The following is a 16,832-nucleotide window of genomic DNA, read 5'->3' as shown; positions in this document are numbered from 1 at the left end:
GATACAGGGAATATTGAAGAAATAAATGCTGCTATTGCTACAGTCGCAGCATCCGGTAGCATAGATATTCTGGTGAACAGTGCAGGCGTGTTTGTTACCGGAAACATTGACGACCCACAGCCGATCCGGATGCCTTCAGGCGGCAATGGGATGTCAATGTAATGGGAGTTGCACATACTGTCAGAAGCGTACTACCCTATATGAGCGATGGCGGCAGGATCATCACCATTGGTTCGACCGGGGGCAGTCGTTCCCCTTATCCGGGTATTGGTGATTATACAGCCACCAAAGCTGCGTTGGCAGCGTACACACGGAGCTGGGCAAGAGATCTGGGCGGCAGAAACATTACTGTTAATATCATCCAACCCGGACTTATTAATACCGATATGAATCCTGCCGACGGCCCTTTCAGTGCACACATGTTGAAAGACGTCGCACTGGCCCGGTATGGCGAACCGAAAGACATCGGTGCAGCAGTCGCGTTTCTGGCCAGTGAAGATGCACGTTATATAACAGGAGTTACGCTGAATGTTGATGGTGGCCAGAGTGCCTGATGCGGAAAGTTTGTATTTTAAGTGTTGTTGAAAATAAGCGCCTTCAGATGTAATGGCTGAAGGCGCTTTTTTACTTGCTGGCGCACAAGGAAAACCGCTTTTTAACAAGGCTATGTCTTTGAATATTTCTTTGGTTTGATACCTATGTATTGTTCGAAAACCCGTGAGAAGTGACTGAGATTAGTGAATCCCAGCTGATAACCGACCTCAGATACTGTCAGTCGCTTTTCTTTTAACAATCTGGCAGCTTCCTGCATGCGCGCTGACTGATAATATTCAAATACGCCCTTTCCAAAGGTCTGTTTAAAAAGCTTACGTAATTTAGGCTCGCTCATACCTGCTTCTTTTGCAAGGACTGCGATATTGGGAGGTTCATCGAGATGAGATTGCAAACGGTTTTTAATCGTGTATATGGCTTTGATATCGTCGATATGCATGCCGGTTGCCGGTACTATTTCCCGTTGCATTAAAATCGCAAATACATAACATAACAATTCTTCGCATTTCAGTTTGTAATAATGGCTTTCCAGTCCTTCGGGAACTGGCTGATCCAGCATTTCACTGGCGGTGTGAATGATGGAGGAAGAAATGCCTGTTTCGAAGACAAAATTATCTTTGCCTTCCAATACGCTTGCCACTACCGGATGATCTATTTCACCAAAAAGATGGTGAAGGTATTGTTTGGAAACGGCGATTGTCACGCTACCAAAATAGTGTTTGATGGCATGGCGAGCACAGATGAAACGGCGTGTTTACAGATCATAATATTGGCCTGTTCCGGCAATAATTGCTCATCAGGTTGTAATACCGATGGAAAAATACCCCTTAACAGGAAAACGATATCCTCCTGCCCTTCTGCCAGTTCGTTGGTACGCTCGATATAAACGTCTTCTTTCAAATAATAATTCCGGATCATCATACGCAGTTCCTTTCCCCAGGAGAAACCGGTTATGTATCCCTTTCCCATGTCTTCAGGAATATCGATAAACCGCCCCCGGATAGCTGCTCCTATCGCATGGGCAAATTCTCTGGTGATACCAGCACCTTTATCCGTGATCGATATTTTCATTTACGACTATTTTAATATCAAATGTGTTTGTTTTGATTATAAATGTAGAGATAATTTTGTTGGCAGATGGTCTGATTCAGGAGACACGGATAGCAAGAGGGGCTGAAAGCTGCGGGGGAGCGGTGAAAGTAACGAAAAAACCCGCCATCATGATAGCGGGTTTTTCGATATATCGGAATGAGATACTGGCTTTCTTTATTGTTCTAAAGTTTCATTTTGTTTAGCCACCTTCTCATTATTTTCCTTTTTCATTGCTGCCAGTTGTTTTCTGAGCTCACTGTTACTGATACCCAGCATCTGCACGGCCAGCAAACCGGCGTTACGCGCACCGTTAACACCTACTGTAGCTACAGGTATGTCGCCCGGCATTTGTACGATAGACAGCAGAGAATCCCAACCATCAAGAGAGTTGGATGATTTAATAGGAACACCAATTACAGGCAAAGTAGTGATTGCGGCAACCATACCCGGAAGGTGTGCTGCACCACCGGCACCTGCGATGATGATCTTCAAACCACGCTCTTCAGCGGTAGCTGCATAGTCAAACATTCTTTGAGGACTACGGTGTGCCGATACAACGCTAAATTCGTAGCCGATGTCAAATTTCTTTAACACTTCTATCGCCTGACGCATGGTAGGCGCATCAGAACTGCTGCCCATAATAATGCCTACTTCTACCTGTTTCATATTTTTTAATTTAAAATTTTCCGAATGGTTTCAGCTTTGGCAGCAATGGCTTCCATTGTGCTGCCTGTAATAGTTACATGCCCTACTTTTCTGCCGATCCTGCTGCCTTTTTTACCATACCAGTGAAGATGTGCTCCCGGTATAGCCAAAAGGGCTTTTAACTTTTCTACTCTATCTGCAGCCAGTGCAGCAGTTTCCAGTAAGTTAAGCATTAACGAAGGTAAGTGAAGACTGGTGTCTCCCAGGGGTAAACCTAATATAGCGCGGAGCAGCTGCTCATATTGTGATGTAGTACTGGCTTCTATCGTGTGGTGACCGCTATTGTGAGGTCTTGGTGCCAGTTCGTTCACCAGAATCTTATTATCTTTTGTAACAAACATTTCTACAGCAAGAATACCCACCAGCTGAAGTGCATCAGCTATCTTTTCTGCGAGAGCAGTCGCTTCTTCCTTCATTCCTTCGGCCAACTGAGCCGGAGCTACCTGAGACTCAAGTACGAATTTCTCTTCAGAAAACACCATCATCACAGGATCATAACACGTTACAGCACCATGTTCATTTCTTGCGACAATAACAGCAATTTCATGTTTGATATCTACCAGTTCTTCCAGCACACATGGTTCGTCAAAAGCAGTGGCAATCTCTGCGCCTGATTTCAGCACCATCACGCCATAACCATCATACCCATTACGGCGTTTTTTAAGACAACCCGGAAGTTTATTTTCGTATTTATAGAGATCATTTCTATCCTCAACAGCCTCACCCGGCACTACAGGGATGTTGTGCGACAACAGGAACTGTTTCTGGGTGAACTTATCCTGAATTACCTTAATAGAGTCAGGAGTCGGGAAAACCTTTTTTCCTTGTTTCTCGAGTTCACGTAAGGCATCAATATTCACTGCCTCCATTTCTATCGTAATCACGTCAAGGCCCTTACCGAATTCCAGTACCGCTTCATAAGACTTAGGATCGGCACAGACAAAAGAAGAAGTATAACGTGAACAAGGCGCATCAGGGTCCTTATCCATTACCGAAATGCTGAGGCCGAGGTCTATCGCATGCCGTATTAGCATACCTCCAAGCTGACCGCCTCCTAATATTCCTACTTTCAAATTTTCAATCATAATCTTCAATTGGGATGCAAAGGTATAAAACTATTGCCAATGATCGCCCCCCATTCTGCTCATGCGTTACAGGCTTCATATAAATAACACATATCATATATAAAGGCTGCTAACCCCTCTTTTTAGTCTTCCTACCTGACACTCACATTTTCACTAAGTTTCTTAATGCTAAGCAGTCAGGGAAAACCACCCCTATATATAATTATAAATCAAATACTTATACTAACAAACGAGGGTTATAAATACCCCATCAGATATAATAAGAAAGGAGATCAGCAGCTGATCTCCTTTCTTATTACATATTTCCAGATGATTTGAGTACTATTCCTTACTTTTCAGCTACACCAGCTCCTTCTCCCAAAGGCAATACAATCAACTTAGGCGCATTCGCTATAAAATCATCCAGCACGCCATCTGCCACCTTTATCGGACCGTCAAAACGGGTAGCACCGGGAATACTCCTGATGGCAGCCGCTTGAGCAGCAAAGCGTTTGGCATTCGCAAAATAGCGTTCAGCCGCTATACTTCCATGATCAGCTGCCTGTAGACCTGCTGCTGTCAGCTGAAGCGCCTTTCCCCATAACTGCATAGCGTCAAGCCATGGACGGGCTTCCTGCGCAAACGCAGTATCCACAGTACCGGATCTGATAATATCAGGCGCACCCGCAAATGCCGCCGCGTATTGGATCAGGTCAGTAATAGCCCTATGCCGGGTATCATCATTTCCGTTCGCAATTGCATCCCGTACGCCATCCAGCATTACTTTCAGCTTAGGAGCCTGCACCTGCCACGGTTGACTACCAAAAGTTGGCGCCAGATGCTGGGTGTCAAAGAAGGTTAACAAAGCCGCTGTTGCCTGTTCATCTCCTCCTGCCAGTTCACGGGCAGCTGCAATCCAGATCCGCTCAGCATCGTAACCTTTATCATTCCATGCGAAAGCGGCTACGCCGGTTACAGCAACACGGCTTGGCGCCTCCTGATTCATCGGATTAGACAGAATACCTGCCAGCTCCCCGGATAAACCAGCTTCGCGTCTTAAATAAGGAGCAAGTAATAAGCGGCCTGTTGATTCTCCATAATCATTCACAGGGTAATTATCCCACAACAACGTCTTTCGCCCAAATGCCTTTGTTGCCGCACGCGCATCAGGAACGGATATAGCTGGCGGCACAACATCGGTTCCTGTCCACTGTACTACAACCTGTGAATCAAGATTCTTCCGCAATGCTGCTTTATATGGACTCTCCTTGGCATCATAATATTCTGTCGGCACCATAATCAGCGGGGGCGCTGATGGATCAACCGATTTGAGGTGTGCCTGCAACTGATTCAGCAACCGTGATTGCGCGATACCAGCCGCTTCTGCTCCTGACGGACCAAAGGTGGTCTTATCCTGATCGCAATTCCATTTGGTATACTCAATATCGTCAAGTGCCACATAGAAACTACTTACGCCAATTGAGCGCAGGGCCTTAAACTTTGTCTCCAACGCACGAAGATCACTTGAATCAGAGAAACAAACTGTCGGTCCCGGAGAAATTGCATATACAAAATTGATATGATTCTTCCGGGCTGCTGCTACCAACTTACCGAGCTCCGATAATGTGGCATCCGGATAAGCATCGCGCCAACGATCCCGCGCATAAGGGTCGTCTTTAGGGCTATACACATACGTATTTGCCTTGACAGTCGCCAGAAAGTTAAGATGTTTTTCCCGGTCTGTCATTGACCATGGTTTCCCATAAAAGCCTTCGATCGTTCCACGGATTGGCATGGCAGGATGATCCTTAATAACAAGCGAAGAAATAAAAGGACGCATCAACAGCTGACGAAAAGTTTGCACAGCATGAAACAAACCATCTGCGTCATGACCGGCCAGTGTGATCAAAGCGCCATTGTTCATCACCTCACTTGAAACCGTATAACCTTCTGTGTTATTGTCTGGTACTATCCCTCTTTTTGTAAGTGTTGCACGCACCATCGCCACGTCAGTAGTCCCAAGCATGATATAAGGACGATCCAATACTGATGGCAGCTGCTTGGCTGTCGCAATAGTTTCCACTCCGGCCGCCTTTAATATACTCTGCATCAGATGCACGCTTGTCGTATCAGTACCTGCCGGCACAATCAACACAACAGACTTACCCAATACGATAGCACCCTTTCCAGCCTCTATTGATACGGGTGCAGGAAAGATCGCCGGTAAGGTTACCGGCCTCGCTGATGATGGATTGCCGGATTGTTGAACATTCTGAATCGTCTGAGCAAAAGTAGTACCGCCGAATAGCGTCGCTACAGCGAAACAAGTAAATAACATTTTCATTGTCCTTTCTATTTTATGACCTGTATGGCCGGTAAGATAGTAACTAGACTTTCAAAAAAAAATGAACAGAAAAGAGAATAGCGATTGTTGAAGAATTGTTTTTTACCCAGGGACATATTAAAAGGAAAGAAGCTGACAGGTTACTGGAATATACAGATAGATCTGAAGAACGCCGGAGGTACTGTATTGGAACAACCCGTCGTAACAGACGGAAATCTGATAACCAGCAGGCATCCTATAGATGTAGCCGAATTTTCGAGGGCGGTAGAAAGCTGGCTGATCAAACGATAAGTGGCAGGATATTCAACAATACCCCCATAAAAAAACACCGCAGGATATCCTGCGGTGTTATAACTATTGCGCCCATTATGATTTGTAATAGTTCCTTTTGGCATCCAGCACAGCCTGATCCCGTTCCTGTTTGAAGGTCCGGATCTGTGCACGACGTTCTTTACCTGTCAGACTTTTGTCCAGCTTAACAGACTCGATCTTGTCCGCATAATCATTTCTGATGTCTGCGACCTGCATATCAAGTTTGGTTGGCTGATATGGTGCGGCTGAATACGGATAACCGTAAGGAGCTCCGTAATAGAAACCAAATGGTGAGAAATAAGGATTATAAAACCCGCCTCCTACAACAACTGTAGTCCTGGGATAAAATCCCCCTCTGAACCCACCTCCATGCATTGGAGGCATTGCTGAAGCTACTTGCACCATGGCTGTCAGAACTAATACTATTATTACCTTTTTCATGATTGCTGGTTTTTATGATTATTTGACAGCGTTTAATCAAAAAGATTTAATCGCTTTTACAGGTTTAGCATAGCATTAACAGTCGGCCACTATCTGCACAACTTTTGTATATTTATCGCATTGATTATCTATATGAACAATCCCGCTACCCTATTGGTACCCGAAAAAACAGATACAGAGTTTGATCAGGTAGTTGCCACCTGGCTAAAAAGAGGCGGCACGATCAGACAGCTCGGTAAATACTGGATCAAAGAGGAGACACTGGCACAGCAAAAGATCGCGATTTATGGCAATCAGACCTTCGCATTGGTACTTGCGCAGATATATAATGTAACCCTCCTCTCGCCTGATGATACACTCATTGCCCGGTTAGAAGCCAGGTGGGTTAAAAGGCATATCCGGGCAATACAGCTAAAAGACATCCGACGTACAGACTTCCCGGCATTTATTAAACCAGTGATTCCTAAACTGTTCATAGCAGGGATATTTGATAAACCGGAAGACTTTAACGCAGCTACCCATGGCCTTGAGGATACGGAGTTCATTCTGATAGCCGAAATTGTACACGATATCAGGGCGGAAGCGAGAGCTTTTATCAGCAATAGTGTCATTATGGATATTGCATTGTATGAGGGAGCCGCCAATCTGCCCGACGGATATCAATTCCTGTCTGATTTTATAGCCACTTACCAGACAGTCTTACCATCTGTAGTCGTAGTAGATATCGCCTTTAGCGCGCACGCCGGCTGGTTCATTCTGGAATTTAATGCGTGCTGGGGCGCCGGACTAAATAACTGTGTGGCAGATAAAGTGATTGACTGTATAATAGGTGCTACCATCAATAAGTGATACATTTCACCTTTATTGCCCAATAAAACAAAAAGCCCGGAAAATACATTCCGGGCCTCACCTTATATAGCTATTTCAAAACCTTGCGCGTATACTTTTACTCTGCTGAAGTAGGGTCAATAATAGTAGTTATCTCATTGACCGCATTCGCAGGAAAACCTCCCTTTTTTGCATGCTCCCTGATCATTTCTGCATTCGGGGCGATATAAACACAGTATATCTTGTCGCCCGTAACATAGCTATGTACCCATTGAATCTGGGGTCCCATATTACTCAACACACCACAGGATGCCTGTGATATACCTTTCAGTTCGTCGGTGGTCAACCGGCCCGCTCCCGGTAACTCACGTTCTATTACGTATTTCGGCATAGTTGTAGATTTAATTTGTGTAACTATCAGATTGATAACAATCCAGTATAGTTTTAGTTCTGTTCCTGTAAAACAAAGGCCCTTCGGCAGATATCTGCTGAAGGGCCTGCGCCTTGATTCAGGTCATGTTATTATGGGCGACCTTTAGGCTTTGGAATAGCCTTATATTTGCCATTCTTATCCATCGGATCAGCAATAAACGTCCCGTTTACTTTTTTATCAATCTTCTCTGTATACTCGGCATCATATACGATCTTTCCTTTATTAATCTCATAGAATTTAGCCGGCACATAATATACAGAATCAGCAGAAGGATAAGGCTCGCTTACCTCACTACCTCCAAATTCCAGCAGTCCGTCATGATCCCAGTCTTTGATGTCTGAACTGATGGTCGTCATTACTGAATCAGCCACGGAATTGTTAATACTGAATATGTACAGTCTGTTCTTCTTCGGAGCTGCTGACTTCACATCCAGAAACAGGAATACGTTGCCTTTATCCTCTTCCAGACGGTTGCGTTTGCTGGCGTAGTTGATACTATCTTCCGCAAAATGAAAGCTCTTATTGCCATTCACGATGATCGTGCCTTTATACACCGAAATCTGTTGTTGTTTGCTGCTGGTAAAACTTAAGCCTGTCTTTGGTTTCTGTGCCAGTGCCGGAAGACTGATCATCAGCAGAAAACAATATCTGAGTCTGAAACGCATAATGATATTTTTAAATTCAAGGCTGAACTTAAGCAAATTTTACGGATTTAATATAGACTCTCTCTTTAATCCACTACCGGGAAGCGGGCTTTGCAAATATATTTCAGTGTCCCGCTTAAATTTAGTAGCTTCACAATCAATTAGTTCTCAATATATCTGCATCGGAAGTACAATTATTGAACGGCAATAATTCCACCATTCCAATTTCATCAGTCAGCCTTCAGGACACATCACATTTACACCAACACAAATCTGTCACCGCTTAAATACCACAACATGAAATCATTCCTTTTTCTGCTCTGCAGCATTTCACTTGCTGTCGCCTGTAACAGCAACGCTGACAAATCTGAAAGCACACACAGTGATCATAGCACACAGGCGCTTTCCGCCGCTGAAGAAATGCCGGATTATCCCTTTCCATTAAAAGAAGCATACAAAGACTGGCAACCGGGCAATAAGAAAAATGCATTGGTTGTGATGAAGATGCTGAAAGCATGGGAAACAAAAATGTAGCGGAATGTGCTTCTTATTTTGGAGATAGTGTCAGGCTGCAACTGGACTATTTCCAGAAAGTAGTCAGACACGATAGTCTTCCCGCCATGCTGGAACAATCTCTGGCCGACTTCGCAAGCGTAAAAATTGAGATGGATGACTGGGAATCTGTTATCTCAAAAGATCAGCAGGAAGAATGGGTGACACTGTGGTATAAACAAAGCTGGGTAGATAAAAAAGGTAAAGCTGATTCACTGGCAATCACAGATGATGCAAAAATTGTGAATGGAAAAATAGTATTGTTTGACGAAAAAATCAGACATTTCCCTTCCGGTAAAAAGTAACCTCAGCACTTCACATAAAGAACAGTATCATGAAAAAGTTGTTATTGATCATCCCTTTATTCATCGGAAACATATCGTACAGTCAGCAAAACGGGAAACTCCCCTACGGCCGCTCTGCTCTTCAAAGCAATTAAGACAACACTGACAGTGAATGAGCAAAATCAGATTGCTGCTAAACTGGGCTTTCTTCCTTCAGGAGACAAAACACAGCCTTTTATTCAGGATAAGGATAGTAAAGATTTTCCCTTCGGAGCTACTGTTTATGCCACAGATATGAACAAAGATGGTGCTGAAGAGATCTTCGTTGTATTCGGTAATACTTTTACTTCCGGGAATGCCGGCTCCAGCGTAGTGTTATTTATCAAAAACAGTGCAGGTACTTATGCTGAAAATCTGGGCTTCCCCGGTATGGCACCCGATGTATTGGCCACTATCAGTCAGGGGTATCCTGATCTGCTGATAGGCGGTCCGGGTATGGAGTTTCCTGTGTGGAGATGGAATGGTAAAACCTATAATTTCTATAAAAATGTAAAAAATGCGGACTACGAAAAGCTGAAGAAAGTCAGTCTTGAAAATATCCGCAAACAATAAATTTACAGTGTTAGAAAATGGCTGGATACACAACTTACCTGAAACTAAAATGTCCTGAAAACGCTTGTGTAAAGCTGTCTTCAGGACATTTTCTTTTTTTGTATAACAAGTAGTACTACATCTTCATACCACCTTCAATCACACCAATCAGTTTTTTTGTTACCAGCTTGTCTCCGTCGAAGAAAGATACAGTAGCCGTATCCTTGATCATGAACTGAGAACCTTTCCAGTAAGCAACATCTCCTTTGAAATTATCCAGCTTCAATAACTGTCCGGTAGCATTATTCTGCACCTGTATATATGCGAGTGAAGTAACTTCTTCTTTTGAAAGATTTATATAAAACGTGTAATAGTAACTAGCGTCTTTCTGGAATCCTATCTCAGTAAAAGTTGCTTTAGCAATCTTTGCATCTGCACCTTTTCCGAAGATGGAAGAAACAGCAACAACAGCGATAAAAAATAACAGATAGAGTGCTCTCTTGTTCATAGGCCTTGGCTTTATTGATAAAATGAATCTTGTTCTCCCAACAATTTAACAAATTATTATATATAAATAAAGAATTTATTGTCTATGGGGATAAAAAAAATATCCTTCCGCGTCTTAAATGGCGCTATTTAGCGCCATATAGCATGATTATCAATACATTTCTTCCTTGGATACAGGAAAAGCCCCTTCCGGATATTTTTTCCGGATTTCCCCCGGACGCTCCTCTTTTAACCTTCAGACACAAAAGCAGTTATGTTCTCTCACCATACCAGATTCATCCCGACCCATATACCGGCCTCCACCCAACGAAAAATAAATACTTTAAAAATTTCTTTAACACTTGTACGCATATCACGTATTAATTCTTGTCATATAGGAAACGAATAATTCAATCGATAATGCGCATTTGTCTTTTTGATTATCTACAACATTTCATATAGCATTATAAAGGTTATACAGATGAACAGAATTTTGATGTTTCTCGTAGCGTGTCTGATATCTATGCCAATGTTCGCTCAGACGACATTTTACATCAGAGGACAACTCGGGAAACTTCCAGCTCCGGCCAAGGTTTATATAGGATTTTCAATAGACGGTGATATTGTATATGATTCTGCAGATATAGTGAACGGTACTTTTAAAATCGTACAAGACGCACCTTACCCTGTAAATGCGCTGTTGATGGTAAGTAAGAACGGTGAACCAGTGAATTTTTTCAGCAACAAAAACGTTGCACACTTATATGTCGAACCCGGTGCCAGTATGTGGCTGACATCTGACGAAGACATAGCAAATTTTGAAACAAACGGATGTAAAACACAGGATGACTATGCCGGCTATCAGAAGCACATGGCAGATATCAATGCAAAGATTGATGCATTAACTACCGAGTCATCCAATACTATGTTTTCTGATGTAAGTGCCTCCGGACTTGCAGCAAAAAGAAACTACATGGAACGTTTCCGTGCTGCTATGGATGAAAGAAGAGCCCAGATGAAAGAGTTTATTCAGCAGAATCCGGAAATGTACATCTGTATTGATATTCTGGATGAATATGCGGGCGCTTTTATCGACTATCAGGATGTAGAACCTCTGTATAAAGCCTTAAGCGAGAAAACAAAGAAGACAATCCGTGGTAAAGCTTTCCAGAAGAAGTTATTGGAATCTAAACTGGCAGCTGTAGGTAGTGAGGCTCCCGACTTTTCACAAAAAGATCAGGATGGTAATAAGATCACCCTCTCTTCTTTCAAAGGAAAAACAGTATTGCTGAACTTCTGGGGTAGCTGGAACTCCGCTTCCAGAATCGAAAATCAGGAGCTGAAACAGATCGTTAAAACACTGGATAGCAAAAAACTGGTAGTGATCAATGTGGGTCTTGAAGCACGTAGAGAATATTGGAATAAAGCGATCACTGAAGATAAACTCACCGGTTATAACGTGTCTGATCTGAAATTCATGAAGAACGAAATTGCGCAGTTGTATAGAGTTTCAGCCGTTCCACAGAACGTACTGATCGATGAAACAGGAAAGATCATCGCGAGAAACCTGAAAGGGAATCTGCTGGAAGAAAAGCTGAAAAGTTTATTAGGGAAATAATGATTGATGTATACAACAGTGGACGTTAACAAACGGAAACGCTGCTTTAATTTTGCGACTGTAAAAAAGGGCCTCAGTTTAAACTGAGGCCTTTGCTATTAACTGTTTCAGTCCTTCCACCACTGCCGGAAAACCTTCTCCTCATCATCCAGATAAACAACCTCCCCGATTACCGGCGTCACCAATGGAATACCCTTCTCCTGATCCAAACGCGTGATCTCCTTTAACGGCTCATCCCATCGATGCCGGGCCAATACAAACTTGGAAGAATGTACCGGTAATAATCTTGATGCTCCCAGATCCTGTGCAGCCTGCAACACTTCTCCGGGTAAACAATGCACATAATGCCACGCACTGTCATACTGCCCGTTTTCAATGATTGCCAGATCCATCGGACCATAAGCTTTTCCTATCTCCCTGAAATGTTTACCATATCCACTGTCTCCACTCACATATATTCTCCTCTGCGTAGTCTGTATCACAAATGACATCCATAAAGTATTGTTCTGACTGAATCCCCTGCCGGATTGATGTCTTGCAGGCGTTGCCGTTATCTTCAGACTACCAGCATCCTGCGGAGCTGTTTCATACCATGCCAGTTCAACAATCTTATCAACCGGATACCCCCAGCGTTCAAAATGCGCACCTACCCCAAGACCACAGATCACCTTCTTCGTTTTATCCTTTAATGCAAGTATTGTTTCATAATCCAGGTGATCGTAGTGGTCGTGCGATATTAACAGATAATCTATTTCAGGAAAATCAGCCGCCGTGTAAATATCCGTACCACTGAAAGGCTTAACAGTGCCCGGTACCGGCGAGGCATGCTGACTAAATATCGGATCAATAAGTATACGCTTCCCTTCCAGCTGTATATAACAGGACGAATGTCCGAACCAGATCACCACATCCGTATCCCGCGGTAATTGCTGCAGATCGGTTTTTATTGCAGGAATGTCCTTTTCCGGATAACGGCCGGGATATTCTGCGAATAATGCCTTCATCATTTCACCAGAAAAACTGTATCCCGGTGCAAAAGTGGGCGTCGGTTCAAGGTTTTCAAAATGACCATTGCGGTAATTGGCATAATGCTGTATACGCGTAAGCCGCTGTCCATCCGGCGCTTTTCCAAATTGTGGCAAACGCATGTATACCAGTGTAACAATACTCAGCAAGGCAATCAACGATAACAGCACAATGGCACTGATCTTTATAACTTTCCGAAATCTTTTCATGCTGTTCTTTTATGCTACCGCCAGACGTTTGATATCACTTATTTCCAATGTACGTACTCTATACCCTTTTAATACCGCATTGATCATAGAAAGCCCTACCTCCTGCATGGTACAGGAATGAGAAGGGAAAAATAAAGGGAATACCGGTACGATGATCTTATAGATGGTCTTTACATTTTGCTGCCCCTTCGTTGGCTTCATAAACCCGGGCCGAAAATTATATTGTGCCTTAAATGGCATCTTTGCCAATGCATTCTCTGCCTTTCCTTTCACACGCGCCCACATAAGCTTTCCCTTTTCAGAAGCATCCGTATGACTACCGGATACGAAATTGAATACCATCTCAGGATTCAATGACAGCATCACCTTTGCAAAATTAATGGTCAGGTCATAGGTAATATGGGTATATACTTCTTCTGTCAGTCCTACCGAACTGATACCTGCACAGTAAAAACAGGCATCATATCCGATGAGCTGGGGCTTTACGGCACTCAGATCCATAAAATCAGCCACAATACACTCCCTGAGTTTAGGATGCTGTATGCCGGAAGGTTTGCGGTTCACCATTAACACTGCACTGACATCATTGTTGCGGAGACATTCCAGCAAGACGCCCTCTCCCACAAAACCAGTCGCACCTGTGATAATAACTTTCATATTGTATCGAATTTTGTAAAATACTTTCTCTACCATGGACGTTCTGACGCCGTTAATATTTTATATCTCCGCAAAAAATTGTGAAATAATGAGATATGCATACAGTATTACAGTCTGGCCTTCCAGACATACACAAAATTCGATGTAAAAAAAGTATTTTACTTTGCTGAAAAGTCCTTTTTTACTTTGTTAAAATGTCCATTCTTAGTGAAAGGATTGTCTGAATTCGATCGGGGAGACCCGGGTTTTCCTGCGAAATAAGCGGTTAAAAGACTGTGGATGCTCAAATCCGAGCTGGTAGGCTATTTCTGCTACAGAAAGATCACTGGTGCTTAATATGTCCTTTGCTCTTTCTATCAATCTATCCTGAATATGCTGTTGGGTACTCTGACCTGTCAAAGATTTCAGCATATCAGTCAGAAAACGGGGTGAAACAACAAGATGGTCCGCCACCTCCTGCACCGTAGGTAAGCCGGTTAACAAAGACTTTCCTGTATCAAAACGCTCTGATAGATAGGCATTCATACGATCGATCAGATCATTGTACTTCGCCTTTCTCGTCAGAAACTGCCTGTTGTAAAAACGATTACTGTAGTTAAGTAATAACTCTATATGTGATACCATCACATCCTGACTAAACTGATCAATATTGTTATGCAATTCTTCCAGCATTACTGCGAATAGTCCTTCAATGATCCTTTTCTCCTTCTCCGAAAGAAACAGGGCCTCCGCCACCGCATAAGAAAAGAAACCATAACGGCTGATCGTTCTTCCCAACTGATAATTACGAATAAGATCAGGATGAAAGAAAAAGGTATATCCTTCATATTCCTGCGGATCATTCATCGCCATCGTTCTCTGATGAGGCGCTATGAAGGCAAGTCCTCCCTCCTCAAAATCGTAATACCCCTGTCCATATTTCACCTGACCTTTAAAATCGATCTTAAAGGAAACTTTATAGAAACTAAGGATATAAGTGCTTCCCGAATCTGCCGCAGGCACCCGGAGATTCCCGGATGGAATCAATGCAACCAGTGGATGCAGTGGTGCAGGCAGGTCCAGATATCGCATCAATGCGGAAATACTATCAAATGTATATGTAGATGGAGCGGATGCCTTCATAGCGTCTGATTTGAATAAGAAAAGACTATGCCTGTGCCGTAGGCCGGATAATAAGTTCATTTACATCTACCGCTGCCGGCTGTTCAATGGCATATAAAATACCCTCTGCAATAGCTGCCGGAGCAATAGCCATCTTTTCCATCCCGGCAGAAATCTGCGCTTTCAGCTCCTGATTGGACATCCCGCTGCCAAGTTCCGTTTGAATATATCCGGGAGAAATAAGGGTCACTCTCAGATCGGGTCCTGCTTCCTGTCTCAATCCTTCTGAAATAAACCTGACAGCCGACTTAGTAGCTGCATATACGCCCATGTTTGGTATGATCCGTAATCCTGCGGTAGAGGCTACATTAATAAAATGTCCGCTGCCCTGTTGACGAAAAAGCGGTAATCCTGCTGCTATTCCATGTAATACGCCCCTGATATTCACATCTATCATTTCATCCCATTCATCAACAGCAACGTGATCCATTGGCGACAATGCAGCAATGCCTGCATTGTTTATCAGTACATCTAAGCGGCCGAAATGTTCAACTGCCAGACTGACCAGTGCCGCAAGATCTGCGCGTTTTTTCACATCTGTCACCGCATAAACCACTTCCCTCCTGCCTCTGAAATACGTGCTGCCAATGTCTTTAAGCGGTCTTCTCTTCTCGCACCAAGCACGACCTTCGCACCTTTTTCCGCCAGCAACAAGGCTGTCGCCTCCCCGATGCCACTACTGGCACCTGTTATCAATACTACTTTTCCTGTTACATTGTTTTCCATGATATTGAATTTTCATTTACTGATACAAAATTCAACATGTCTGCACAGAAAACTGTAACCTAAACAGTATATGTTGTAACCCAATTCACCGTATCTGCTTTAGCAATGATCCGGCAAAGGGATATTATTCACAGCGATCAGACTGTCCAGCCGGATCACCAGCCCGTTGTCCATCCGCATATATTCCACCTTATTCAGCGCATACACATCCTCTATACGGGCCGTTACATCCTGCTCTTTTCCTTCTTCATCTCTGAATAAGATCTGGCAGATAGTACGCATCGTAGCCCAGGCTTCCAGCCGGTCATAATAATTGCAGTCAATAGGCTGATAAGGATTGTTCGATGTGTCCATAGAAGGATGTTTTTAAAGTTAGCTTTATATATAAATTTCCGACCATTTAATATAGCGTTCAGACCGCTCATAAAGCCTTAACAATGCTTAACAGTACGGTCAATGTGCTTGTACAACAAGTTTACTATTTTACGCCAACAATACAAAGGCTATACTATGAAGACGTTGTTCCTCTTTATCTGCCTGCTGGCGTCCGGCTCCCTCATGCCGCTGCACGCCCATCAGGCATCCCTTACTACTGATACGACCGCCGGTACACAAGCTGCTTCGCCGGCAGGTACTAATCTTACCATGTTCGGGCGTGGTATCTATCCCGGTGATGATACCACCTACACACAACTTAAAAGTTCCGGTTTTACCACAGTGATTCTGTCCAGCTTTTATATTCATTCCAATGGAGATGTATATTCAGGTGACGACCACACCAATCCGATCATTCATGAGGGTAATTCGTTGGCAGCAAAGAATGGTTGAAAAGAGTAGCCTCTCTGAAGCAGGGATCTTCTACCGTCTCCCGTATAGAAATCCTGCTGGAAGGAAGATGGTTTAATCAGCCGCCTAATACCTACGATTATATTCAGAACTGGTATGACGCATCCAAAAAGGTACCCGGTATCGTGACAGGTGTAGGTGTGAATAGCACACTTTATAATATCTGCAGAATCTTCAAAGAAGATATCGGTGTAGATGCTGTATGCATTGACGATGAATCTGTATATAACAGTGAATCTATTGCACAATTAGGCGAAATGA

General features: G+C 43.4%; 21 protein-coding genes and 2 pseudogenes. 9 read left to right on the top strand and 14 right to left on the bottom strand.

Annotated features, from left to right (window positions below; all coding sequences use genetic code 11):
• Positions 1-134: 134 nt before the first annotated feature.
• Positions 135-554 (top strand): annotated as a pseudogene (locus FEF09_RS27135) (SDR family NAD(P)-dependent oxidoreductase); the annotation flags it as partial.
• Between the two features lie 110 nt (positions 555-664).
• Here FEF09_RS27135 and FEF09_RS32035 read toward each other — a convergent pair.
• The 5 genes from FEF09_RS32035 to FEF09_RS27115 all read right to left on the bottom strand — a co-directional run bounded on the left by FEF09_RS32035 (position 665) and on the right by FEF09_RS27115 (position 5,757).
• The gene (locus tag FEF09_RS32035; protein ID WP_222597181.1) at positions 665-1,255 is read right to left on the bottom strand and encodes a helix-turn-helix transcriptional regulator; all 591 of its coding nucleotides are present in this window, start codon (positions 1,253-1,255) and stop codon (positions 665-667) included.
• Positions 1,252-1,623, bottom strand: coding sequence for a hypothetical protein (locus FEF09_RS32030; protein WP_222597180.1), 372 nt, complete (start codon positions 1,621-1,623; stop codon positions 1,252-1,254). The genes FEF09_RS32035 and FEF09_RS32030 overlap by 4 nt, the downstream gene beginning before the upstream one ends.
• 195 nt (positions 1,624-1,818) lie before the next feature.
• Positions 1,819-2,310, bottom strand: coding sequence for a 5-(carboxyamino)imidazole ribonucleotide mutase (gene purE, locus FEF09_RS27125; RefSeq protein WP_146308004.1), 492 nt, complete (start codon positions 2,308-2,310; stop codon positions 1,819-1,821).
• 5 nt (positions 2,311-2,315) lie between these two features.
• A complete protein-coding gene (locus FEF09_RS27120; RefSeq protein WP_146308003.1) occupies positions 2,316-3,434 on the bottom strand; it encodes a 5-(carboxyamino)imidazole ribonucleotide synthase in 1,119 nt (372 codons plus the stop codon).
• 328 nt (positions 3,435-3,762) lie between these two features.
• Positions 3,763-5,757: a beta-N-acetylhexosaminidase family protein gene (locus FEF09_RS27115; RefSeq protein ID WP_146308002.1), complete on the bottom strand. Its 1,995-nt coding sequence runs from the start codon at positions 5,755-5,757 to the stop codon at positions 3,763-3,765.
• Positions 5,758-5,844: 87 nt separating this feature from the next.
• On the opposite strand from FEF09_RS27115, the gene FEF09_RS27110 reads away from it, so the two are divergent.
• Positions 5,845-6,048, top strand: coding sequence for a DJ-1/PfpI family protein (locus FEF09_RS27110; RefSeq protein WP_222597179.1), 204 nt, complete (start codon positions 5,845-5,847; stop codon positions 6,046-6,048).
• A gap of 75 nt (positions 6,049-6,123) precedes the next feature.
• Here the strand turns inward: FEF09_RS27110 and FEF09_RS27105 are convergent, their stop codons facing one another.
• Positions 6,124-6,510 carry a hypothetical protein gene (locus FEF09_RS27105; RefSeq protein WP_146308001.1) on the bottom strand — a complete coding sequence of 129 codons (387 nt, stop codon included), beginning with the start codon at positions 6,508-6,510 and terminating at the stop codon, positions 6,124-6,126.
• A gap of 132 nt (positions 6,511-6,642) precedes the next feature.
• On the opposite strand from FEF09_RS27105, the gene FEF09_RS27100 reads away from it, so the two are divergent.
• A complete protein-coding gene (locus tag FEF09_RS27100) occupies positions 6,643-7,359 on the top strand; it encodes an ATP-grasp domain-containing protein (protein WP_146308000.1) in 717 nt (238 codons plus the stop codon).
• 97 nt (positions 7,360-7,456) lie between these two features.
• On the opposite strand, the gene FEF09_RS27095 is transcribed toward FEF09_RS27100, so the two are convergent.
• Both FEF09_RS27095 and FEF09_RS27090 read right to left on the bottom strand, forming a co-directional pair.
• Positions 7,457-7,729 carry a DUF4242 domain-containing protein gene (locus tag FEF09_RS27095; protein ID WP_146307999.1) on the bottom strand — a complete coding sequence of 91 codons (273 nt, stop codon included), beginning with the start codon at positions 7,727-7,729 and terminating at the stop codon, positions 7,457-7,459.
• Positions 7,730-7,860: 131 nt separating this feature from the next.
• Positions 7,861-8,436 carry a hypothetical protein gene (locus FEF09_RS27090; RefSeq protein ID WP_146307998.1) on the bottom strand — a complete coding sequence of 192 codons (576 nt, stop codon included), beginning with the start codon at positions 8,434-8,436 and terminating at the stop codon, positions 7,861-7,863.
• Positions 8,437-8,712: 276 nt separating this feature from the next.
• Here FEF09_RS27090 and FEF09_RS27085 point away from each other — a divergent pair, with 276 nt between their 5' ends.
• The 3 genes from FEF09_RS27085 (at position 8,713) to FEF09_RS27075 (ending at position 9,863) form a co-directional block, all read left to right on the top strand.
• A complete protein-coding gene (locus tag FEF09_RS27085; RefSeq protein ID WP_146307997.1) occupies positions 8,713-8,949 on the top strand; it encodes a hypothetical protein in 237 nt (78 codons plus the stop codon).
• Complete coding sequence (locus FEF09_RS27080; RefSeq protein ID WP_146307996.1) at positions 8,931-9,272, top strand: hypothetical protein; 342 nt, start codon at positions 8,931-8,933, stop codon at positions 9,270-9,272. The genes FEF09_RS27085 and FEF09_RS27080 overlap by 19 nt, the downstream gene beginning before the upstream one ends.
• A 147-nt stretch (positions 9,273-9,419) precedes the next feature.
• Entirely contained in the window at positions 9,420-9,863 is a 444-nt protein-coding gene (locus FEF09_RS27075) for a hypothetical protein (RefSeq protein WP_146307995.1), read from the top strand.
• Positions 9,864-9,978: 115 nt separating this feature from the next.
• On the opposite strand, the gene FEF09_RS27070 is transcribed toward FEF09_RS27075, so the two are convergent.
• The gene (locus FEF09_RS27070; RefSeq protein WP_146307994.1) at positions 9,979-10,350 is read right to left on the bottom strand and encodes a hypothetical protein; all 372 of its coding nucleotides are present in this window, start codon (positions 10,348-10,350) and stop codon (positions 9,979-9,981) included.
• Positions 10,351-10,809: 459 nt separating this feature from the next.
• On the opposite strand from FEF09_RS27070, the gene FEF09_RS27065 reads away from it, so the two are divergent.
• Positions 10,810-11,946, top strand: coding sequence for a TlpA disulfide reductase family protein (locus FEF09_RS27065; protein WP_146307993.1), 1,137 nt, complete (start codon positions 10,810-10,812; stop codon positions 11,944-11,946).
• Positions 11,947-12,053: 107 nt separating this feature from the next.
• On the opposite strand, the gene FEF09_RS27060 is transcribed toward FEF09_RS27065, so the two are convergent.
• The 5 genes and pseudogenes from FEF09_RS27060 to FEF09_RS27040 all read right to left on the bottom strand — a co-directional run bounded on the left by FEF09_RS27060 (position 12,054) and on the right by FEF09_RS27040 (position 16,079).
• Positions 12,054-13,181 (bottom strand): MBL fold metallo-hydrolase, encoded by a 1,128-nt coding sequence (locus FEF09_RS27060; RefSeq protein ID WP_146307992.1) that lies wholly within the window; start codon positions 13,179-13,181, stop codon positions 12,054-12,056.
• Positions 13,182-13,190: 9 nt separating this feature from the next.
• A complete protein-coding gene (locus FEF09_RS27055; RefSeq protein WP_146307991.1) occupies positions 13,191-13,838 on the bottom strand; it encodes an NAD-dependent epimerase/dehydratase family protein in 648 nt (215 codons plus the stop codon).
• Between the two features lie 204 nt (positions 13,839-14,042).
• Entirely contained in the window at positions 14,043-14,960 is a 918-nt protein-coding gene (locus tag FEF09_RS27050) for a helix-turn-helix domain-containing protein (protein WP_146307990.1), read from the bottom strand.
• A 25-nt stretch (positions 14,961-14,985) separates the two neighbouring features.
• A pseudogene (locus tag FEF09_RS27045) lies at positions 14,986-15,725 on the bottom strand (SDR family oxidoreductase).
• Positions 15,726-15,824: 99 nt separating this feature from the next.
• On the bottom strand, positions 15,825-16,079 hold the full coding sequence (locus FEF09_RS27040) for a hypothetical protein (RefSeq protein ID WP_146307989.1): 255 nt from the start codon (positions 16,077-16,079) through the stop codon (positions 15,825-15,827).
• Positions 16,080-16,235: 156 nt separating this feature from the next.
• Here FEF09_RS27040 and FEF09_RS27035 point away from each other — a divergent pair, with 156 nt between their 5' ends.
• Complete coding sequence (locus FEF09_RS27035) at positions 16,236-16,553, top strand: hypothetical protein (RefSeq protein WP_146307988.1); 318 nt, start codon at positions 16,236-16,238, stop codon at positions 16,551-16,553.
• A partial coding sequence (locus tag FEF09_RS27030) for a hypothetical protein (RefSeq protein WP_146307987.1) occupies positions 16,550-16,832 on the top strand: 283 nt, incomplete at its 3' end. The genes FEF09_RS27035 and FEF09_RS27030, both read left to right, overlap by 4 nt.

The organism is Chitinophaga pinensis, from assembly GCF_007896845.1.
GTDB classification, from domain to species: Bacteria; Bacteroidota; Bacteroidia; order Chitinophagales; family Chitinophagaceae; genus Chitinophaga; species Chitinophaga pinensis_C.
Note: the sequence above shows the minus strand (reverse complement) of the source record. Positions and strands in the feature narration are given on the sequence as shown.

Bases quoted from the DNA above. Each gene is read 5' to 3' on its own strand.
- FEF09_RS32030 (WP_222597180.1), bottom strand. From the start codon at position 1,623: ATGAAAATATCGATCACGGATAAAGGTGCTGGTATCACCAGAGAATTT.
- purE (WP_146308004.1), bottom strand. From the start codon at position 2,310: ATGAAACAGGTAGAAGTAGGCATTATTATGGGCAGCAGTTCTGATGCG.
- FEF09_RS27120 (WP_146308003.1), bottom strand. From the start codon at position 3,434: ATGATTGAAAATTTGAAAGTAGGAATATTAGGAGGCGGTCAGCTTGGA.
- FEF09_RS27115 (WP_146308002.1), bottom strand. From the start codon at position 5,757: ATGAAAATGTTATTTACTTGTTTCGCTGTAGCGACGCTATTCGGCGGT.
- FEF09_RS27105 (WP_146308001.1), bottom strand. From the start codon at position 6,510: ATGAAAAAGGTAATAATAGTATTAGTTCTGACAGCCATGGTGCAAGTA.
- FEF09_RS27100 (WP_146308000.1), top strand. From the start codon at position 6,643: ATGAACAATCCCGCTACCCTATTGGTACCCGAAAAAACAGATACAGAG.
- FEF09_RS27095 (WP_146307999.1), bottom strand. From the start codon at position 7,729: ATGCCGAAATACGTAATAGAACGTGAGTTACCGGGAGCGGGCCGGTTG.
- FEF09_RS27090 (WP_146307998.1), bottom strand. From the start codon at position 8,436: ATGCGTTTCAGACTCAGATATTGTTTTCTGCTGATGATCAGTCTTCCG.
- FEF09_RS27085 (WP_146307997.1), top strand. From the start codon at position 8,713: ATGAAATCATTCCTTTTTCTGCTCTGCAGCATTTCACTTGCTGTCGCC.
- FEF09_RS27080 (WP_146307996.1), top strand. From the start codon at position 8,931: ATGGGAAACAAAAATGTAGCGGAATGTGCTTCTTATTTTGGAGATAGT.
- FEF09_RS27070 (WP_146307994.1), bottom strand. From the start codon at position 10,350: ATGAACAAGAGAGCACTCTATCTGTTATTTTTTATCGCTGTTGTTGCT.
- FEF09_RS27065 (WP_146307993.1), top strand. From the start codon at position 10,810: ATGAACAGAATTTTGATGTTTCTCGTAGCGTGTCTGATATCTATGCCA.
- FEF09_RS27060 (WP_146307992.1), bottom strand. From the start codon at position 13,181: ATGAAAAGATTTCGGAAAGTTATAAAGATCAGTGCCATTGTGCTGTTA.
- FEF09_RS27055 (WP_146307991.1), bottom strand. From the start codon at position 13,838: ATGAAAGTTATTATCACAGGTGCGACTGGTTTTGTGGGAGAGGGCGTC.
- FEF09_RS27050 (WP_146307990.1), bottom strand. From the start codon at position 14,960: ATGAAGGCATCCGCTCCATCTACATATACATTTGATAGTATTTCCGCA.
- FEF09_RS27040 (WP_146307989.1), bottom strand. From the start codon at position 16,079: ATGGACACATCGAACAATCCTTATCAGCCTATTGACTGCAATTATTAT.
- FEF09_RS27035 (WP_146307988.1), top strand. From the start codon at position 16,236: ATGAAGACGTTGTTCCTCTTTATCTGCCTGCTGGCGTCCGGCTCCCTC.